This is a genomic window from Streptomyces sp. SudanB25_2051 (genome assembly GCF_964272635.1).
Classification (GTDB): Bacteria; Actinomycetota; Actinomycetes; order Streptomycetales; family Streptomycetaceae; genus Streptomyces.
Genome location: NZ_OZ186787.1, coordinates 1,324,597 through 1,343,083, shown reverse-complemented (window position 1 = coordinate 1,343,083; position 18,487 = coordinate 1,324,597). Strand labels below are relative to the sequence as shown.

Here is an 18,487-nt window from a genome sequence, read left to right as displayed (position 1 = left end):
GGCCTTCGCGCGGGGAGGGTCCTACAGGGCGGCCGCCGCCGGGCGGACCATCTCGCGGACCGTGCGGGCCTTGGCGAAGGAGCCCATCGCGGTCATCTCCCACTCGCCGGAGAACTGCCGGATCAGCTTGCACATCATGACGCCGGTCTGCGGCTCGGCGCTCGTCAGGTCGAAGCGGACCAGCTCCTCGCCCGTCGCCCCGTCCAGCAGCCGGCAGTACGCCTTCGCGACCTGGGTGAACTTCTGCCCGGAGAACGAGTTCACCGTGAAGACCAGGCCCGTCGCCTCCGCGGGCAGCCGGCCCAGGTCCACCGTGATCACCTCGTCGTCGCCCGCGCCCTCGCCCGTCAGATTGTCGCCGGAGTGGCGGATGGCGCCGCCCAGGATGGTCAGCTTGCCGAAGTAGCAGCTGTCCAGATGGTTGCGCTGCGGGCCGTACGCGATGACGGAGGCGTCGAGGTCGATGTCCTTGCCCCGGTAGGCGGGCTCCCAGCCGAGGCCCATCTTGACCTGCGACAGCAGCGGGCGGCCGCCCTTGACCAGCGACACCGTCTGGTTCTTCTGGAGGCTCACCCGGCCCTTGTCCAGGTTGATCTTCCCGGTCCCCGGAGCGGCCGGGGGCGCGGCGGGCGCCGGGGCCGAGGGCGCCGCGGGGGCGGCGCCGGCACGGGCGCGCGCGGGCTCGGCGGCCGGCGGGGCGGGGGGAGCGGGCGGGGCCGCCGGGGCCTGGGCGGCCGGGGGAGCGGCGGCGGGCTCCTCGACGGTCACCCCGAAGTCGGTCGCGATGCCCGCGAGGCCGTTCGCATACCCCTGGCCCACCGCGCGCGCCTTCCACGCGTCGCCCCGCCGGTAGACCTCCATCACGAGGAGCGCCGTCTCCTGGCCGAGCCGCGGCGGGGTGAACGTGGCGAGGACCGCGCCCGTCGCGGCGTCGCGGACCGTCGCCGTCGGCTCGATGCCCTGGAACGTCTGGCCCGCGGCGTCCGGGCTCGCGGTGACCACGATCCGCTCGATGTCGGCGGGCACCGCCGCCGTGTCCACCGTGATCGCGTCGGGCGCCGTGCCGCCGCCGGAGCGGTAGCCGACACCGGGGCCCGAAGGCTGGTTGTAGAAGATGAAGTCGTCGTCGGAGCGGACCTTGCCCTGGGCGGTGAGCAGCAGGCCCGAGACGTCGAGCCGCACGGGGGCGGAGACGTCCACCTCCACACGCGCGGCGGACAGGGGGATGTTCGAGCCGGGGGTCATAGCTGTCATGACTGCCGTAACGATCGAGTCCGCTTTGCCGTTCCCTTACCTTCCGCCGGCCGGGTCACGGACCCGGCGGTCACGGTGCGCAGATGCGGGAGGCATATTCTCTCGCCCCGTGACTGCAGGGACCATTTTTCGCACGGGGGACGTGGAGGAGGCGCGCCGGGAGATCGGCGAGCGCTTCTACGCCACCTTCATGGACGTCGCCGAAGGGCAGGCGCGGCGGTTCGACGCGCGTTTCGAGACGGTCCGCCTCGGGCCGCTCGTCGTGGGGGACATGCGGTGCGGCGCCGATGTGCGGATGCGCTTCGGCGACCTCGGCGCGTACCACGTGAACGTGCCGCTCAGCGGACGGCTGGAGCTGCGGCAGGGCTGCGGCGCCCCGCTGGTCGGCACACCGGAGCGGGCCACGGTGCTGAACCCGGCCGGGCCCGTCGTGGTCGACCGCTGGGCGGGGGACTGCCGGGTCATCGCCGTCAAGGTGGAGACGGCCGCGCTGCGGCGCAGGCTGGAGGAGCTGCTGGGCCGCACCCCGTCCCACGCGCTCGTCCTGGAGCCGACGCTGGACGTGGCGCGCGGGGCGGGCCGCGACTGGGCGGCGCTGGTACGGCGCCTGGCGCGCGAGGCGGCCGACCCGGCGGGCCTGGCCCAGCACCCGCTGGTCGCCGCGCCGCTGAAGGACGCGCTGCTCTCCGGACTGCTGCTGGCCGCCTCGCACCCGTACCGCGACGAGCTCGCCGAGCCGGCCCGCGCCCTGCGGCCCGCGCCGGTGAAGCGGGTCATGGACGCGGTGCGCGAGCGGCCGGAGCATCCGTTCACCGCGACGGAGCTGGCCGGTCTCGCGCGGGTGAGCACCCGGCGGCTGCAGGAGTCGTTCCGCGCGCATGTCGGCACGACCCCGATGGGGTACGTCCGCGACGTACGGCTGGCGCGGGTCCGCGACGAGCTGCGGGACGCGGAGCCCGGCGGGGGGCTGACCGTCAGCGAGGTGGCGTGGCGCTGGGGCTTCACCCACCTGGGGCGGTTCGCCGCGCGGTACCGGGACCGGTTCGGCGAGACGCCGTCGCAGACCCTGCACGCCCCGCCGCCGGGCCGGGCGTGAACGGCTCACGCCCCGCCACCCGGCGGGTGTGAGCGGCGCACCCCCGCGGAATCCCACGCGCGCGGGTGCGTGCGCCGGGGCGTGCTTCCTCGTGCCGCGGTGCGCCGCGTTCGGCGGACAGGGCGCCGCGCTCCCCGGATAAGTGATCGTTTGAGTCGGCTTTAGTGTCGCTTTGTGACGCGGACGTATCCGTCCCCCGTGGATACGCGCGTCCCCGCACAGGCCCGGCCCGGGTCGCCCCCCGTGAGATCGGGCCGGGCCTGTGCCTTCCTCCCCCTCCGCCGTCCGAGCCCCGTCAGTGAGGCCACATGGTCGGAGTGGTGCAGAAGTGGCCGCCCAGGCCGGCGTGGTCCGGGTTCGCGTCGTCCAGCGCGCCCTGCTCGGCGATGAGCTTGCGCGCGTACGGCTCCGAGTCGTCCCGCGGCTCGTATCCCAGCGCGCGCGCCGACGACAGGTCCCACCACAGGCGGGTGTTGGCGGACGACCCGTACACGACCGTGTGGCCGACGCCCTCCGCGGTGAGCGCCGCGTGGAAGAGGCGGGCGGCGTCACCGGGGCTGAGCCACAGGGACAGCATCCGCACGGACGTCGGCTCGGGGAAGCAGGAGCCGATCCGCACGGAGACGGTCTCGATGCCGTGCCGGTCCCAGTACAGCTGTGCCAGGTCCTCGCCGAAGCACTTGGACAGCCCGTAGAACGTGTCCGGGCGGTGCGGCGTGCCGACCGGGACCAGCGGGTCCCCGTCGCGGGGGCGCGGGGTGAAGCCGACCGCGTGGTTGCTGGAGGCGAAGACGACCCGGCGGACGCCCGCCTCGCGCGCCGCCTCGTACAGGCGGTACGTGCCCTCGATGTTGGCCCGCAGGATGCGGTCGAAGGGCGCCTCCAGGGAGATGCCCGCGAGGTGGACGATCGCGTCCACGCCCCGGACCGCCTCGCGCAGCGCGGCCTCGTCCGCGGGGTCGCCGATATCGGCGGTGACCGCGTCGGGGGCGCCCTCGACGGGGACCATGTCGAGCAGGCGCAGCGCGTACCCGTAGTCGGGAAGCAGTCCCCGCATCAGGGTGCCGAGGCCGCCGGCGGCGCCGGTCAGCAGGACGGTGCGGGCAGCGGGCATCAGCGGGGCTCCTTGTTGGATACATGGACGGCATTCACATGCGTGGACACGCTAGGGAGGGTGTCCCGGACCGTCAAGTGCCGCTGCGGTCTGCGGTTTTACGCCTTGACCGGCTCCCGAGGGCTGGCTTAGCGTGCGCCGGGTTCAGAGACATGGACGGCCGCCCGTAGCAGCGTGCGCCGGCTGAACCCTTCGACGGTCCTGCTCAGGGAGCCCCCGTGACCCCACCTCCGCCCCCCGGACGCCCCCGCGGCCTGACGGCGTCCGCCTTCCTCTACCCCTGGGACGTCAACGGCGACCCGGACGCCGCCCGGCGCGTCGCCGCGCTCGGCGTCCGGCAGGTCACGCTGGCGTCCGCGTACCACTCCACCCGCGCCCTGACGCCCCGCCACCCGCGCCACCGGATCGTCACCGCCGAGTACGCCGCCGTGCTCTACCCGCCGGACCCCGCCCGCTGGGCCGGCCGCGCCCCGCGCCCGTACCCGGCCGGCGACTGGGCGCCGGGCGACGCGTTCGGCGCGGCCGCGAAGGCCCTGGAGGCCGCCGGCCTGGAGGTGCACAGCTGGGTGGTGCTGGCGCACAACAGCCGCCTGGGCGCCGAGCATCCCGGCACGTCCGTCGTCAACGCCCACGGCGACCGCTACCCGTGGGCGCCGTGCGTCGCCCGCCCCGAGGTACGCGCCTACCTCACCGACCTGGCCGCGGAGGCCGCCGTACGCCCCGGAGCGCGCGGCACCGAACTGGAGTCGTGCGGCTGGTACGGCCTGGCGCATCTGCACGCCCACGACAAGACCGGCGGCGTGGCCCTCGGGGACGCCGCGCAGTACCTGATGTCGCTCTGCTTCTGCGGGACCTGCCGCGCGGGGTACGCCGGTGAGGGCGCCGACCCGGACGGGCTGGCCGCCGCCGTGCGGGCCGCGCTGGAGCCCCTGTGGGCGGGCGCGGGCGGGACGGGCGCGGCCGACGGGCCGTACGGCGCGGGCTGGGCCGGCGTCGCGGAACTGCTGGGCGCCCCGCTCGCCGAGGCGACCCTCGCCTGGCGCACCCGGGCCGCCCGCGCCCTCCAGGAGGACGCCGTCGCGGCGGTCCGGGCGGCCGCCCCGCCGGGGTTCCGCGTCCTGCTGCACGCCGACCCCGTCCCGTACCGCACCGGCGCCAATCCGGGCGTGGACCCCGCGCACATCCTGGGTGTGGCCGACGGGGTGGTGCTGCCCTGCACGGGCGGCGCCGCCGGGGCCGTACTGCCCCCGTTCGCCCCGCACACGCGCCCCGGCACCACCCTGGCGGCCAACTTCACCGTGGTCGAGGGCATGGGCGGCGCGCCCGGGAGGCTCGCCGAGGACGCCGCGCACGCCGCCGCGCTCGGCGCCACCGAACTGCGCCTCTACCACGCGGGCCTCGCCTCCGGCGCCGATCTGGAGGCGGTGGCCGCCGCACTGCGCACCCTGGGCTGACGCCCCGTCATATCGGTGCCCCCGCGCCCCGGTCGCCCGGCGACCAGGGGCGCTCAGGCATGCCCGGAAGGGGCCCGGAGGCGCGCGAAAACCGTTCGGACGAGTTTTGTCAGAAGCGTTGACGAATCCCTGACCCCGTCTTACGTTCATCGCCGTCGTACTTCGTACGTCATATATGAGACGCGATACGCGAGATATGAGACCCCGGATGACCTTCGCTCCCAGTCCCGTGCCCTCCCGCACCCAGTACGTGCTGGAGGAGATCAAGCACGCCATCCTCACCGGTCAGCTGCCGCCCGGCCGCGCCCTGGTGGAGACCGAACTGGCGGCGCGCTTCGGGGTGTCGAAGACGCCCGTACGGGAGGCGCTCAAGACGCTGGCCGGCACCGGCCTCGTCGTCATGAGCCAGTACAAGGGCGTCACCGTGCGCACCGTCGACGCCGCCATGGCGCGCGAGGTCTACGACGTGCGGCTGCTGCTGGAGCCCGAGGCGGTGCGCCGCACCATCGCGCGCCGCGCCTCGCTCGACGAGGCCGGGCAGGCGCTGGTCCGCGCCGACGAGGCCGCCGACCAGGCCGAACGGTCCCTCGCCAACCGGGAGTTCCACCGCGCGCTGTATCTGCCGTGCGGCAACCCGCTGCTGGCCCGGATGCTCGACGAGGTCCGCGACCAGGCCGCGCTGGTGTCCACCGTCGCCTGGAGCGCCGACCCGTCGTGGCGGCGCGAGGCCGACGAGCACCGCGAGATCCTCCGCCTCGCCCTGGCCGGGGACGCCGAGGGCGCCGCCCGCGCCGTGCACGAGCACATCGCCCGGTTCGTCCAGCGGGCCTTCCCCGAGGGGGCCGGGGCCGCGGCGGACGCCGCCGCCCCGGACCCCGCGGCGCCGCCCGCCGCCCTGCCGCGCCACCCGTAGTACCCCCGGCCCGGCGCCGCCGCCCCCGCACCGGCGGGCGGCGGTGAACCGGGACCGCCCCGCACCCGTGACAGTCAGAGAAAGGCCGGTACGCATGGACCACTCATCGCTGAGGGCGGCGCTCGCGGATGTCGTCGCGATCCCCGTGACCCCGTTCGACGCCGACGGCGGTGTCGACCGGGACACGTATCGCGCCCTCCTGCGCCGGCTGCTCGACGGCGGCGTACGGGCCGTGACCCCGAACGGCAACACCGGCGAGTTCTACACCCTCACGCCCGACGAGCGCCGCCTCGTCACGGAGATCACCGTGGCGGAGACCGGCGACCGCGCCGCCGTCCTGGTCGGTGTGGGACACGATGTGCCGACCGCCACGGCCGCCGCCCGGCACGCCCGCGACGCGGGCGCCGGCATGGTCATGGTCCACCAGCCCGTCCACCCGTACGTCTCGCGCGACGGCTGGGTCGACTACCACCGCGAGATCGCCGACGCCGTCCCCGAACTGGGCGTCGTCCCCTACATCCGCAATCCGCTCATCGACGGCGCGTCCATCGCCCGCCTCGGCGAGCTGTGCCCGAACGTCATCGGCGTCAAGTACGCGGTCCCCGACGCGGCCCGCTTCGGCGCCGTCGCCCGGGACGCGGGGCTCGACCGGTTCGTGTGGATCGCCGGTCTCGCGGAGCCGTACGCCCCCTCGTACTGGGCGATGGGCGCGACCGGCTTCACCTCCGGTCTGGTCAACGTCGCGCCGGGGATCTCCCTGGCCATGCTGCGGGCGCTGCGCGGCGGCGACTACCCGGCCGCCCTGGAGGTGTGGGAGCGGGTCCGGCGCTTCGAGGACCTGCGGGCCGCCGACCAGGCGGCGAACAACGTCAGCGTCGTCAAGGAGGCCCTGGCCGCGCTCGGCCTGTGCCGCCGCGACGTCCGTCCGCCGAGCCGGCTGCTGCCCGAGCCGCGCCGCGCGGAGATCGCCGAGATGGTCAAGGAGTGGGACGCGTGAGCACCGAAGGAACCCGGCCCGCCGGGCCCGGCACCCCGGCCGCACAGGACCCGCAGGCCCCCGCGGCCACCGCCGGGGCGCCCGCCCCGGAGCCCGCCGGAGCGCCCGCCGCGCGGACCCTCCGCAGCCACCAGTGGTACGGCAGCGGCGTCGCCTCGGGGCTGCGCTCGTTCAGCCACCGCGCCCGCACCCGGCAGCTCGGCTACCTCCCCGAGGAGCACCTGGGCAAGCCGGTCATCGCGATCCTCAACACCTGGTCCGACATCAACCCCTGCCACGTCCACCTCCGCGACCGCGCCCAGGCCGTGAAGCGCGGGGTGTGGCAGGCGGGCGGCTTCCCGCTGGAGTTCCCGGTCTCCACGCTCAGCGAGACCTTCCAGAAGCCGACCCCGATGCTCTACCGGAACCTCCTCGCCATGGAGACCGAGGAGCTGCTGCGGTCCTACCCGGTCGACGGCGCCGTCCTGATGGGCGGCTGCGACAAGTCCACGCCCGCCCTCCTCATGGGCGCCGCGTCGGCGGACCTGCCGGCCGTGTTCGTCCCGGCCGGGCCGATGCTGCCGGGCCACTGGCGGGGCGAGGTGCTGGGCTCCGGCACCGACATGTGGAAGTACTGGGACGACAAGCGGGCCGGGCTCATCGGCGACTGCGAGATGGCCGAACTGGAGAGCGGCCTCGCCCGTTCGCCCGGCCACTGCATGACCATGGGCACCGCGTCCACGCTGACCGCCGCCGCCGAGGCGCTCGGCGTGACCATGCCCGGCGCCTCCTCCATCCCCGCCGTCGACTCGGGCCACGACCGGATGGCCGCGGCAGCCGGACTGCGGATCGTCGAGCTCGTACGGCAGGACCTGCGGCTCTCGCGCATCCTGACGCGCGAGGCGTACGAGGACGCCGTCACCACCGTCCTCGGGCTGGGCGGCTCCACCAACGCGGTCATCCACCTGATCGCCATGGCGGGCCGCTCCGGGGTGCGGCTCACGCTGGACGACTTCGACCGGATCGCCCGCACGGTCCCGGTCCTGGCGAACCTCCGCCCCGGCGGGCAGTACCTGATGGAGGACTTCCACTTCGCGGGCGGCCTGCCCGGCTTCCTCGCGCAGCTGACCGACCTGCTGCACCTGGACCGGCCGACCGTCGCCCACGCCACCCTGCGCGAGCAGCTCGCCGGCGCCCTCGTCCACAACCCGGAGGTGATCCGCCCCCGCGAGAAGCCGCTCGCGGAGGAGGGCGGCCTCGCCGTGCTGCGCGGCAACCTCTGCCCGGACGGCGCCGTCGTCAAGCACATCGCCGCCGAGCAGCACCTGCGCCGCCACACCGGGCCCGCCGTCGTGTTCGACGACTACCGCACGATGCAGCGCACCATCAACGACCCGGCGCTCGGCATCACCCCCGACCACGTCCTCGTCCTGCGCAACGCCGGCCCCAAGGGCGGGCCCGGCATGCCCGAGTACGGGATGCTGCCCCTCCCCGACTACCTGCTCAAGCAGGGCGTGCGGGACATGGTGCGGATCTCCGATGCCCGGATGAGCGGCACCAGTTACGGCATGTGCGTGCTCCACGTCGCGCCCGAGTCGTACGTCGGCGGGCCGCTCGCGCTCGTGGAGAGCGGTGACCTCATCACCCTCGACGTCGACGCCCGGTCGCTCCACCTCCATGTGAGCGACGAGGAGCTGGCGCGGCGGCGCGCCGCGTGGACGCCGCCGGTCCACCCGTACGAGCGGGGCTACGGCGCGCTGTACCAGGAGCAGATCACCCAGGCGGACAAGGGCTGCGACTTCGCGTTCCTGGCCAGGCCTGGGACCGTACCGGAGCCGTACGCGGGCTGAGCGCGGCCCGCCCGGGGCGTCGCACGCCCAGCGAGAAAGCGCTTACCGCCCCGGGCGGCCCGGTCGCCTCCCGCCTCCGGCCCGGCCCGCCGGCCCCCGCAGGCCCCGCCCTCGACCCCGCGGCCGCCTCCCGGCCACGCCAGCACGACCACCCCCACCCCGCACGATGAACGGAGACATGTCATGGCCCAAGCCGCAGCCGTGGCGAGGCAACCCAGGGCCGGTCGGCGCCGCACGGGGGCCGAGCCACGTCGCCTGCCGTATCTGCTGATCGCGCCCGCCGGTCTGCTGATGCTCGGCTTCATCGCCTACCCCGTGCTCAGCGTCTTCTACTACAGCCTCCAGCACTACAACGTCACCAAGCCCTGGAAGAACGGCTACGCGGGCTTCGACAACTTCACCCGCGCCTTCACCGAGGACCCGCTCTTCTGGTCCACGCTCGCCTTCAGCGCCAAGTGGGTCGTCGTCCAGGTGGGCCTCCAGCTCGCCCTCGGACTCGTCCTGGCCCTGCTGGTCAACCAGACGTTCGTCGGCCGCGGCATCGCCCGCGCTCTGGTCTTCTCGCCGTGGGCCGTCTCCGGGGTGCTCACCACGACGATCTGGATGCTGCTCTACAACCCGTCCACCGGCCTGAGCCGCTACCTCGCCGACGTCGGCGTCGGCACGTACGGCACGTCCGTGCTGTCCGACACGGGCACCGTCTTCTGGGCGGCCGTCCTCGCCGAACTGTGGCGCGGCGTCCCCTTCTTCGCGATCCTCATCCTCGCCGACCTCCAGTCCATCCCGAAGGACCTCTACGAGGCGGCCTCCGTCGACGGCGCCGGCCGGATGCGGCAGTTCCTCCACATCACCCTGCCGCACCTCAAGGACGCCATCATCCTCTCCACGCTGCTGCGCGCCGTGTGGGAGTTCAACAACGTCGACCTGCTCTACACCCTCACCGGCGGCGGCCCGGCCGGCGTCACCACCACCCTGCCCCTCATGATCGCGAACACCGGCATCGAGGGCCACGACTTCGGTTACGCCTCGGCGCTGACCACCGTCGCGTTCGTGATCCTCCTCTTCTGCTCGATCCTCTATCTGCGCCTGAGCAAGTTCGGAGGCGACCGCCGATGACCGCCGCACTCGCGGAGAAGGGCACCCCCGCGCCCGTGTCCGCCCACGCCACCCCGGCGCCTCCCGCCGCCCCGCGCCGCCGCACCCGGCGGGAACGCGCCTTCGACGACGTACCGCGCTGGCAGATATACCTGCCCCTCGCCCTCTACCTGCTGTTCACGCTCGTCCCGTTCTACTGGATGCTGCTGTTCGCGGTCCGGCCGGCGGGCTCCACCTCGCTGGTGCCCTGGCCCGTCACCACCGAGCACTTCGAGAAGGTCTGGAACGAGCGCAGCTTCGGCGTCTTCTTCCAGAACAGCATGCTCGTCGGCGTCGCCACGCTCGTCGCCACCACCGTCGTCGCCCTCGCCGGCGGCTACGCGCTGGCCCGCTTCGACTTCCGCATCAAGAACGGCTTCATGCTGGCGCTGCTGTGCTCCCAGTTCATCCCGGGCGCGCTGATGCTGGTCCCGCTGTTCGAGATCTTCCGCAACCTCCAGATGATCAACTCGCTGGGCAGTGTCGTCATCGCGGAGACCGTCTTCCAGCTTCCCCTGTCCATCATCCTGATCAGCGGATTCATCAAGAACGTCCCCGTCTCCCTGGAGGAGGCCGCCTGGGTCGACGGCTGCTCCCGCTTCCGCGCCTTCCGCGCCGTCGTCCTGCCGCTGCTGCGCCCCGGCCTCATCGCCGTCGGCTCCTTCGCCTTCGTGCACAGCTGGAACCACTTCCTCTTCGCCCTGATGTTCCTCAGCGAGCAGGACAAGCAGACGATCCCCGTCGGCCTCAACACCCTGATCGGCGCCGACAGCGTCGACCTGGGCGCGCTGGCCGCGGGCGGCGTCATCGCCGCCGTCCCCGTGGTGATCGTCTTCGCGTTCATCCAGAAGTGGCTGATCACCGGCTTCAGCGCCGGCGCGGTGAAGGGGTGACCGGATGAACCACGGACCGCTGCCCGAGCCCCTGTCCCTGCCCTCACCCCCGGCCACGCCCGTCCCCGTCGTCCTCGCCGGGGCCCGCGGCCACGGCCGCTGGCACCTGCGCAACATCCGCCGCCTCTCCGACGCCGGCCTCGTACGGCTCGTGGGCGTCTGCGAGCTGACCCCGCTCGACCCCTCCGAGCTGTACGGCTCCGACAGCCCCGCCCCGTCCTCCGGCACGCCCGGCGGGCCCGGCACCGGCCTCTCCCCGTCCGGGCGCACCCCCGGCGGGCCCGTCGCCCAGTCCGACGACTTCGGCGCCCTCCTCGACGCGACCGGCGCCCGGATCGCCGTCGTCTGCACCCCCATCGACACCCACACCGACCTGGCGCTCACCGCCGCCCGGCGCGGCGTCCACGTCCTGCTGGAGAAGCCGCCCGCGCCGTCCTTCGCGGAGTACCGCCGCCTGACCGACGGGGTGCGCCTCGCGGGCACCGCCTGCCAGATCGGCTTCCAGTCGCTCGGCTCGCACGCCCTGACCGCCATCGCCGGCCTGGTCGCCGACGGCGCCATCGGGGAGGTCACCGGCATCGGCGCCGCCGGGGCGTGGGCCCGCGACGAGGCGTACTTCCGGCGCTCCCCGTGGGCGGGCAAGCGCCGCCTGAACGGCACCGACGTGGTCGACGGGGTCCTCACCAACCCGCTCGCCCACGCCGTCGCCACCGCCCTCGCCCTCGACGGCAGCCCGTTCGCCGAGGACGTCGCGGACCTCGAACTGGAGCTGGCCCGCGCCAACGACATCGAGTCCGACGACACCTCCTGCCTGCGCGTCACCACCGCCCGCGGCACCCGCGTCACCACCGCGGTCACCCTCTGCGCCGAGGAGCCCGGGGAGCCGTACGTCCTCGTCCACGGCCGCCACGGCCGGATCACCTTCTGGTACAAGCAGGACCGCGTCCTCCTCCAGCGCGCCGGACACGGCCCCGTCGAGACCGAGCACGGCCGCACCGACCTGCTGGAGAACCTGGTCCACCACATCGTGGACGGCGACGAACTGCTCGTGCCGCCCGACCGGACCGGCGCCTTCATGCGGGTCGTCGAAGCCGTCCGCACGGCACCCGAGCCCCGCGCCCTCCCCGCAGCCGACTGGTACGCGCGAGACACCCCCGGCGGATCGCGGCGGCGGATCGTCAAGGGCGTCGACCACCTGGTCCACACGAGCGCCGAGACCCTCTCCCTCTTCTCCGAGCTGGAGGCGACCGCCCGATGACGCCCCTGGTACTGCGCTGCGCCGGACGCCCCGTCGGCCACTACGTCCACCCGGCCGGCCTGCCGGCCCGGCTCTCCCCGCGCCCCTACCTCCACCCCGTCACCACCCTCGCCGGCGTCCCCGTCACCGAGGAGCGCCCCGCCGACCACCTCCACCACCTCGGCGTGTCCGTCGCCGTGCCCGATGTGGCCGGACGGAACTTCTGGGGCGGTCGCACCTTCGTCCGCGACCGGGGACCCACCGAACTGGACAACCACGGCGAGCAGCGCCACACCGGCTTCAAGCTGCGCGACCCGGACGGCTTCGTCGAGGACCTCGCCTGGACGTCCGGCGGCACGGTCCTGCTGCGCGAGTGCCGTACCGTCGCCGCGACCCCGCTCACCGACGACGCCTGGGCGCTCGACCTCACCTTCGCGCTCACCAACCCCGGCGGCCAGGAGCTGTCCATCGGCTCACCGGCCACCAACGGCCGCCCCGGCGCCGGCTACGGGGGCTTCTTCTGGCGGGCCCCCAAGGAGCCCGGCCCGCCGGACGTGTTCACCGCGGGCGCCGAGGGCGAGGACGCCGTCCACGGCGAGGCCGCCGACTGGCTGGCCCTGCGCGGGCGGGAGTGGACCCTCGTCTTCGCCGGGGCGACCGCCGGCACCCGCCGCGACCCGTGGTTCGTCCGCACCGGCGAGTACCCGGGCGTCGGCTCGTCCCTCGCCTGGGCGCGGCGGCTGCCCGTGCCCCCCGGCGGGACCGTCGTACGCCGCGTCGTCACCGTCGTCGCCGACGGCCGCCTCGACCGGGCGGCGGCGGCCGCGCTCGTACGGAAGGCGCTGTCATGAGCCGGTCCGCACCCGCACCGGCCGCCACGAGCCCCGTCCGTCCCGCGGCGCCCCGCGTCCACCGCGCCGACCAGGGCGACGGCACCTACCGCAACCCGGTCCTGGCCGGCGACTGGTCCGACCCCGACGTCATCGCGGTCGGCGGCGACTTCTACCTCACCGCCTCCAGCTTCGGCCGCGCCCCCGGCCTGCCGCTGCTGCACTCCCGCGACCTGGTCAACTGGACCCTCGTCGGCCACGCCCTCGAACGCCTGGAGCCCGCCGCCGAGTTCGCCGCGTCCCGCCACGACCGCGGGGTGTGGGCGCCCAGTCTGCGTCACGCCGACGGGCGGTTCTGGATCTTCTGGGGCGACCCCGACCACGGGATCCACCAGATCAGCGCCGAGGACATCGGCGGCCCGTGGACCGCGCCGCACCTGCTGAAGCCCGGCAAGGGCCTGATCGACCCGTGCCCCCTGTGGGACGAGGAGACCGGCGAGGCGTACCTCGTGCACGCCTGGGCCCGGTCCAGGTCCGGGGTGAAGAACCGGCTGACCGGCCACCGGATGAGCCGCGACGGCCGCGCCCTGCTCGACGAGGGCCGGATCCTCGTGGACGGCGACCGCATCCCCGGCTGGTTCACCATCGAGGGACCCAAGCTGTACCGGCACGACGGCTGGTTCTGGATCCTCGCGCCCGCCGGGGGCGTGGAGACCGGCTGGCAGGGCGCCTTCCGGGCGCGGGAGTTCTCCGGCCCGTACGAGGAGCGGATCGTCCTCGCCCAGGACGGCACCGACGTCAACGGCCCGCACCAGGGCGGCTGGGTGCGCACCCCGGCGGGCGAGGACTGGTTCCTGCACTTCCAGGCCCGCGGCCCGTACGGCAGGGTCGTCCACCTCCAGCCCATGGCGTGGGACGACGAGGGGTGGCCGGTCATCGGCGACCGGGGGCGGCCGGTCCCGCGCCACCGCAAGCCGGCCGCGCCCGAGCAGCCCCCGGCGGCGCCCGCGGTCGACGACTCCTTCCCCGGCGGCCGGTTCGGCCCGCAGTGGCAGTGGACCGCGAACCCCCGGCCCGGCTGGACCGCCGAGCACGGCGGCGACGGGCTGCGCATGAGCTGCGTGCGCACCCCGGACGTCCACGACCTGCGGCTGCTGCCGCACGTCCTGACGCAGCGGCTGCCCGCCGAGACGTTCACCGCCGAGGTGGGGCTGACGCTGGAGAGCGCCGAGCCGGGGGCGCGGGCCGGGCTCGTCGTCCTGGGCGACGCGTTCTCCTGGATCGGTCTGGAGCGCGGCGCCGACGGGTCCGTACGGCTCGTGCACCGGTTCGCGGAGCCCGTGGCGGAGGCGGAACGGGACGCCGCCCCGCCCCGGCCAGCACCGGAGGGGCGGGCACGGCTGCGGGTCTCGGTGTCGGCCGGCGCGCGCTGCCGGTTCGAGGCCGACACGGGGGACGGGTGGCGGGCGTCGGGCCCCGTGTTCGCCGCGACCCCCTGGCGGTGGGTCGGCGCGCTGCTCGGCCTGTTCGCCGCGGCGCCGCCGGGGCGGGGGAGCGGCGGGACCGCCTCCTTCACCGGCTTCCGCGCCATCTGACGGAGCGGCCGGCGCCGTACGCGTACCCCCGCGCCCGGCGCGCGCCAGCGCCCGAGCCCCGCGCAGCAACCCACGCCCCGCGCATCACCGCGAGCCCCGCGCATCACCACCGGCACCACCGGCACCACCGCACCACCGCACCACCGGCGCCAACCCGGCACCGCCAGCACCACGCGCACCACCCGCATCACCCGAAGGACATCCTCCCCACGACCCGCACAGCGAAAGAGAGCCGACGACATGACCATCTCCAGAAGCCTCAGAGGACGCGCGGCCACCGCCGTCGCCCTGACCGCCACCCTCGCCCTCACCGCGACCGCCTGCGGCGACGACGGCAGCGGCGGCACCGGCGCCGAGGGCTCGGGCACGGGCACGATCACCTTCTGGGACAACAACGGCGGGGTCAGGACCGCCGTCTGGCAGGAGATCATCAAGGACTTCGAGGCGAAGAACCCCGGCATCAAGGTCAAGTACGTCCCGATACCCAGCGAGGACGTCCAGTCGAAGTACGACACGGCGATCGCGGGCGGCGGTCTGCCCGACGTGGGCGGCGTCGGCGCGGCCTACCTGGCGAACATGGTGGCGCAGAACGCCCTCGACCCGGTCGGGGAGCGCATTGAGGGCTCGTCGCTCAAGGGCAGACTCGTGCCCGGCATGGTGGAGTCGGTCAAGTCGGCCGGCGGGCGCGGCGACGAGATGTACTCGGTGCCGACCTCGGCCAGCAACGGCGTTCTCTACTACCGGACCGACCTGTTCAAGGCGGCCGGGCTGAAGGCGCCCACCACCTGGGAGGCGTTCTACACGGCGGCGGAGAAGCTGACCGACGCCAGGAACAACAAGTTCGGCTACACGATCCGCGGCGGCGCCGGCTCCATCGCCCAGGCCCTGGACGCGGTGTACGGCCAGTCGGGCATCACCGAGTTCTGGAACGGCGGCAAGACGACCGTCAACGACCCGAAGAACGTCGCCGCGCTGGAGAAGTACGTCGGCCTGTACAAGAAGGCCACGCCCGAGGCGGACGTCAACAACGACTTCAAGAAGATGAACGCCCAGTTCGACTCGGGCTCCATCGCCATGATGAACCACAACCTGGGCTCCTACACGGACCACGTGAAGGCCCTGGGCACCGACAAGTTCGCCGGCATACCGAACCCGGTCGGCCCCGGAGGCGTCCGCGTCCAGGTGTCCAACCCGGTCGACGGCCTGGGCCTCTTCCGCACCAGCCGGAACAAGGCCGCCGCGTGGAAGTTCATCGAGTTCGCGGCCTCCCGCGCCGCGAACAGCAAGTGGAACGAGTCGGCGGGCGCCATCCCCGCCAACACGGAGGCGGCGAAGGACCCGTGGCTGGAGAAGGCGCAGGCCACCAAGCTCGGCGCGCAGGCCCTCACCGACGGCTCCACCAGGATCGTCCAGCTGCCGTACTACCTGCCCGACTGGAACAAGATCAGCAAGTCGGAGAACGAGCCGAACTTCCAGAAGGTGCTGCTGGGCGCGATGACCCCCAAGGAGTTCCTGGACACCCTCGCCAAGCAGCTCAACGAGGCCCAGGCCGAGTGGAACGAGCAGCTCAAGAAGGGCTGACGCCCCCGTGGACCGGCCGGCGGCGGTCCGGGTCGCGCCCCGCCGCCGGCCACACCCTCCGGCCCGTCCCCCTCGCCCCTCCGGCGCGGGCCCCGGCGCGACCCCCACCGGCGCGACGCTCGTCGCCGCGCCCCCGTCCGGCACGAGAGTGAGGCACGACGTGTCCCTGAGCCGTAGACAGACCGTGGCGGCGCTCGCCGCCCTTCCCGTGGCGGGTGCGGCCGCCACACCCCCGGCGGCGGCCGCTCCCCACCCGGCGGCCGCCGCCGGACAGGCCGTGCCCGGACGCCCGGGCACCACCCTGTTCATCGCGGGCGACTCGACGGCGGCGCAGAAGTACGCCCCCGCCGCCCCGGAGACCGGCTGGGGCATGGCCCTGCCGTTCTTCCTCACCCCGCGTCTGCGGGTCGCCAACCACGCGATGAACGGCCGCAGTTCCAAGAGCTTCGTCGACGAGGGCCGGCTCGGTCCGATCCTGGCCGCCATCCGCCCGGGCGACCTGCTCCTCGTCCAGTTCGGGCACAACGACCAGAAGTCCGAGGACCCGGCCCGGTACACCGAGCCGTGGACCACCTACCGCGAGCACCTCGCCCGGTACGTCTCCGGGGCCCGCGCCCGGGGCGCCCGGCCGGTGCTGCTGACCTCCGTGGAGCGGCGCCGGTTCGACGCGGCGGGCCGCGCGGTCACCACCCACGGCGAGTACCCGGCCGTCGTGCGCGCCCTGGCGGCCGAGCACGACGTGCCGCTCGTGGACGTCCAGGCGCTGTCGCTCGCCGAGTGGCAGCGGCTGGGGCCCGAGGGCTCGAAGGCGTACTTCAACTGGCTGGCGCCCGGCGAGTCGCCCAACTACCCGGACGGCCGCCAGGACAACACCCACTTCCGGCCCGGCGGCGCCGTCGAGGTCGCCCGCATGGTCGCCCGCGGGCTGCTCGCGGCGGGCGTGCTGCGGCCCGGCGACGTACGGCGCCTGGACGACGAGGTGCCGGCCGGGCGGATCACCTGGCCGCCCGCGCCCTGACCCGAGACCCACCCCGCCCCACCCTCCCTTCGCACCCCGTTCAGGAGCCGCCATGCGCACCCATGTATGTCATGCACAGGTCAGTCGGCGAGGGTCGGCGGCCGGACGCCGCCGCACCGCACTCGCCCTCTCCCTGACGGTCCTCGCCGCCCTCGCAGCCCCCGCGGCGAGCGCCGCGACCACCGCCGGGGCGACCGGTTCGGCGCCGGCCCCCCGGGCCGCCGGCCGCGACCTCGCCCGCCAGACGCTCCCCGCCGGCGACGGCTGGGCCTCCGCCGACGGCGGCACCACCGGAGGCGCCGCCGCCGACCCGGCGCACGTCCACACGGTCACCACCTGGGACCAGTTCCGCGCCGCGCTCGCCGCGGGCGGCGACACACCGAAGATCATCCGAGTGGTCGGCACCCTCGACGCCACCGAGGGCGGCTGCGAGACCTTCGAGGCGCCCGGCTACGACTTCGAGCGCTATCTCGCCGACTACGACCCGGCCGTCTGGGGCCACGACCGCGAGGTCAGCGGCCCGCAGGAGGACCTGCGCGCCGCCTCCGCGAAGAACCAGGACCAGGCCATCAAGGCGTACGTCCCCTCCCACACGACCATCGTCGGCGTCGGCCGGAACGCCGGGATCACCGGCGCCAGCCTCCAGATCAAGGGCGTCCACAACGTCATCGTCCGCAACCTCACCCTGGAGAGCCCCCTCGACTGCTTCCCCCAGTGGGACCCCACGGACGGCGCGACCGGCGCCTGGAACTCCGAGTACGACGCGATGGTCGTGTACGGCTCCACCCATGTGTGGATCGACCACAACACGTTCACCGACGGCCGCTACCCGGACAGCTCCCTGCCCCGCTACTACGGCGAGCTCTACCAGCAGCACGACGGCGAGCTGGACATCGTGCGCGGCGCCGACCTGGTCACCGCCTCCTGGAACGTGTTCGCCGACCACGACAAGACCCTGATGATCGGCAACAGCGACAGCGCGGGCGCCACCGACCGGGGCAGGCTGCGCGTCACCCTCCACCACAACCTCTTCAGCGATGTGGTCGAGCGGGCGCCGCGCGTCCGGTTCGGCCAGGTCGACGCGTACAACAACCACTACGTCGTCCCGGCGGAGGGCTACGCGTACAGCTTCGGCATCGGCGCCGAGTCGCGGCTGGTGGCGGAGAAGAACTCGTTCCGGCTGCCGGAGGGCGTGCCCGCCGGGCAGATCCTCAAGAAGTGGAAGGAGGCCCCGGTCACGGTCGCGGGCAACTACGTCAACGGCCGGCCCGTGGACCTCCTCGCCGCACACAACGCGCAGTTCCCGGCCGAGGTCCTGCAGCCCGACGCGGGCTGGACGCCCACGCTGCGCACCCGCGTGGACCACCCGCGCGTCCTGCCGGCCCTGGTCACCCACCGCGCCGGGGCGGGCCGCCTCCGCTAGCCGCCGCGCGCCCACCCGCCACCGGGCGCGGGCCTCCGCCACCGGGCGCGGACCCGACCTCACCGGGTGCGGGCCCGCCCCCGGGCGCGGTCCGCCTCCGGTGGCGGGGCGTGGGCGCC

The 18,487-nt window shown here is 74.3% G+C and carries 15 protein-coding genes; 13 read left to right on the top strand and 2 right to left on the bottom strand.

Annotation, left to right across the window (positions count from 1 at the left end; genetic code table 11):
- Positions 1-21: 21 nt before the first annotated feature.
- Positions 22-1,245, bottom strand: coding sequence for a TerD family protein (locus ACSUPT_RS05950; protein ID WP_351965524.1), 1,224 nt, complete (start codon positions 1,243-1,245; stop codon positions 22-24).
- A 118-nt stretch (positions 1,246-1,363) separates the two neighbouring features.
- On the opposite strand from ACSUPT_RS05950, the gene ACSUPT_RS05945 reads away from it, so the two are divergent.
- Complete coding sequence (locus ACSUPT_RS05945) at positions 1,364-2,350, top strand: AraC family transcriptional regulator (protein ID WP_351965437.1); 987 nt, start codon at positions 1,364-1,366, stop codon at positions 2,348-2,350.
- A 295-nt stretch (positions 2,351-2,645) separates the two neighbouring features.
- On the opposite strand, the gene ACSUPT_RS05940 is transcribed toward ACSUPT_RS05945, so the two are convergent.
- A complete protein-coding gene (locus tag ACSUPT_RS05940) occupies positions 2,646-3,464 on the bottom strand; it encodes an NAD-dependent epimerase/dehydratase family protein (RefSeq protein ID WP_436943610.1) in 819 nt (272 codons plus the stop codon).
- A gap of 254 nt (positions 3,465-3,718) precedes the next feature.
- Between ACSUPT_RS05940 and ACSUPT_RS05935 the strand changes: the two genes are divergently transcribed.
- From ACSUPT_RS05935 to ACSUPT_RS05880, 12 genes are all read left to right on the top strand, one after another.
- A complete protein-coding gene (locus ACSUPT_RS05935) occupies positions 3,719-4,918 on the top strand; it encodes a hypothetical protein (protein ID WP_436946175.1) in 1,200 nt (399 codons plus the stop codon).
- Between the two features lie 208 nt (positions 4,919-5,126).
- Positions 5,127-5,831, top strand: a complete 705-nt coding sequence (locus tag ACSUPT_RS05930; RefSeq protein ID WP_361657967.1) for a GntR family transcriptional regulator — start codon at positions 5,127-5,129, stop codon at positions 5,829-5,831.
- A gap of 94 nt (positions 5,832-5,925) precedes the next feature.
- Positions 5,926-6,828 (top strand): dihydrodipicolinate synthase family protein, encoded by a 903-nt coding sequence (locus ACSUPT_RS05925; RefSeq protein ID WP_351965440.1) that lies wholly within the window; start codon positions 5,926-5,928, stop codon positions 6,826-6,828.
- Positions 6,825-8,657, top strand: a complete 1,833-nt coding sequence (gene araD, locus ACSUPT_RS05920) for an L-arabinonate dehydratase (RefSeq protein WP_351965441.1) — start codon at positions 6,825-6,827, stop codon at positions 8,655-8,657. Before ACSUPT_RS05925 ends, araD begins: the two co-directional genes overlap by 4 nt.
- A gap of 183 nt (positions 8,658-8,840) precedes the next feature.
- Positions 8,841-9,773: a carbohydrate ABC transporter permease gene (locus tag ACSUPT_RS05915; RefSeq protein ID WP_351965442.1), complete on the top strand. Its 933-nt coding sequence runs from the start codon at positions 8,841-8,843 to the stop codon at positions 9,771-9,773.
- Positions 9,770-10,684 (top strand): carbohydrate ABC transporter permease, encoded by a 915-nt coding sequence (locus ACSUPT_RS05910; RefSeq protein WP_351965443.1) that lies wholly within the window; start codon positions 9,770-9,772, stop codon positions 10,682-10,684. The genes ACSUPT_RS05915 and ACSUPT_RS05910 overlap by 4 nt, the downstream gene beginning before the upstream one ends.
- A 4-nt stretch (positions 10,685-10,688) precedes the next feature.
- Positions 10,689-11,942 carry a Gfo/Idh/MocA family protein gene (locus ACSUPT_RS05905; protein ID WP_436943607.1) on the top strand — a complete coding sequence of 418 codons (1,254 nt, stop codon included), beginning with the start codon at positions 10,689-10,691 and terminating at the stop codon, positions 11,940-11,942.
- Positions 11,939-12,772, top strand: coding sequence for a PmoA family protein (locus tag ACSUPT_RS05900; RefSeq protein ID WP_365728685.1), 834 nt, complete (start codon positions 11,939-11,941; stop codon positions 12,770-12,772). The genes ACSUPT_RS05905 and ACSUPT_RS05900 overlap by 4 nt, the downstream gene beginning before the upstream one ends.
- Positions 12,769-14,346 carry a family 43 glycosylhydrolase gene (locus tag ACSUPT_RS05895; protein WP_436943606.1) on the top strand — a complete coding sequence of 526 codons (1,578 nt, stop codon included), beginning with the start codon at positions 12,769-12,771 and terminating at the stop codon, positions 14,344-14,346. The genes ACSUPT_RS05900 and ACSUPT_RS05895 overlap by 4 nt, the downstream gene beginning before the upstream one ends.
- A gap of 240 nt (positions 14,347-14,586) precedes the next feature.
- Positions 14,587-15,927: an ABC transporter substrate-binding protein gene (locus tag ACSUPT_RS05890; protein WP_399217437.1), complete on the top strand. Its 1,341-nt coding sequence runs from the start codon at positions 14,587-14,589 to the stop codon at positions 15,925-15,927.
- 160 nt (positions 15,928-16,087) lie between these two features.
- Entirely contained in the window at positions 16,088-16,945 is an 858-nt protein-coding gene (locus ACSUPT_RS05885; protein WP_399217438.1) for a rhamnogalacturonan acetylesterase, read from the top strand.
- Between the two features lie 52 nt (positions 16,946-16,997).
- Positions 16,998-18,368 carry a polysaccharide lyase family 1 protein gene (locus ACSUPT_RS05880; RefSeq protein ID WP_399217440.1) on the top strand — a complete coding sequence of 457 codons (1,371 nt, stop codon included), beginning with the start codon at positions 16,998-17,000 and terminating at the stop codon, positions 18,366-18,368.
- The last annotated feature ends 119 nt before the right edge of the window (positions 18,369-18,487 follow it).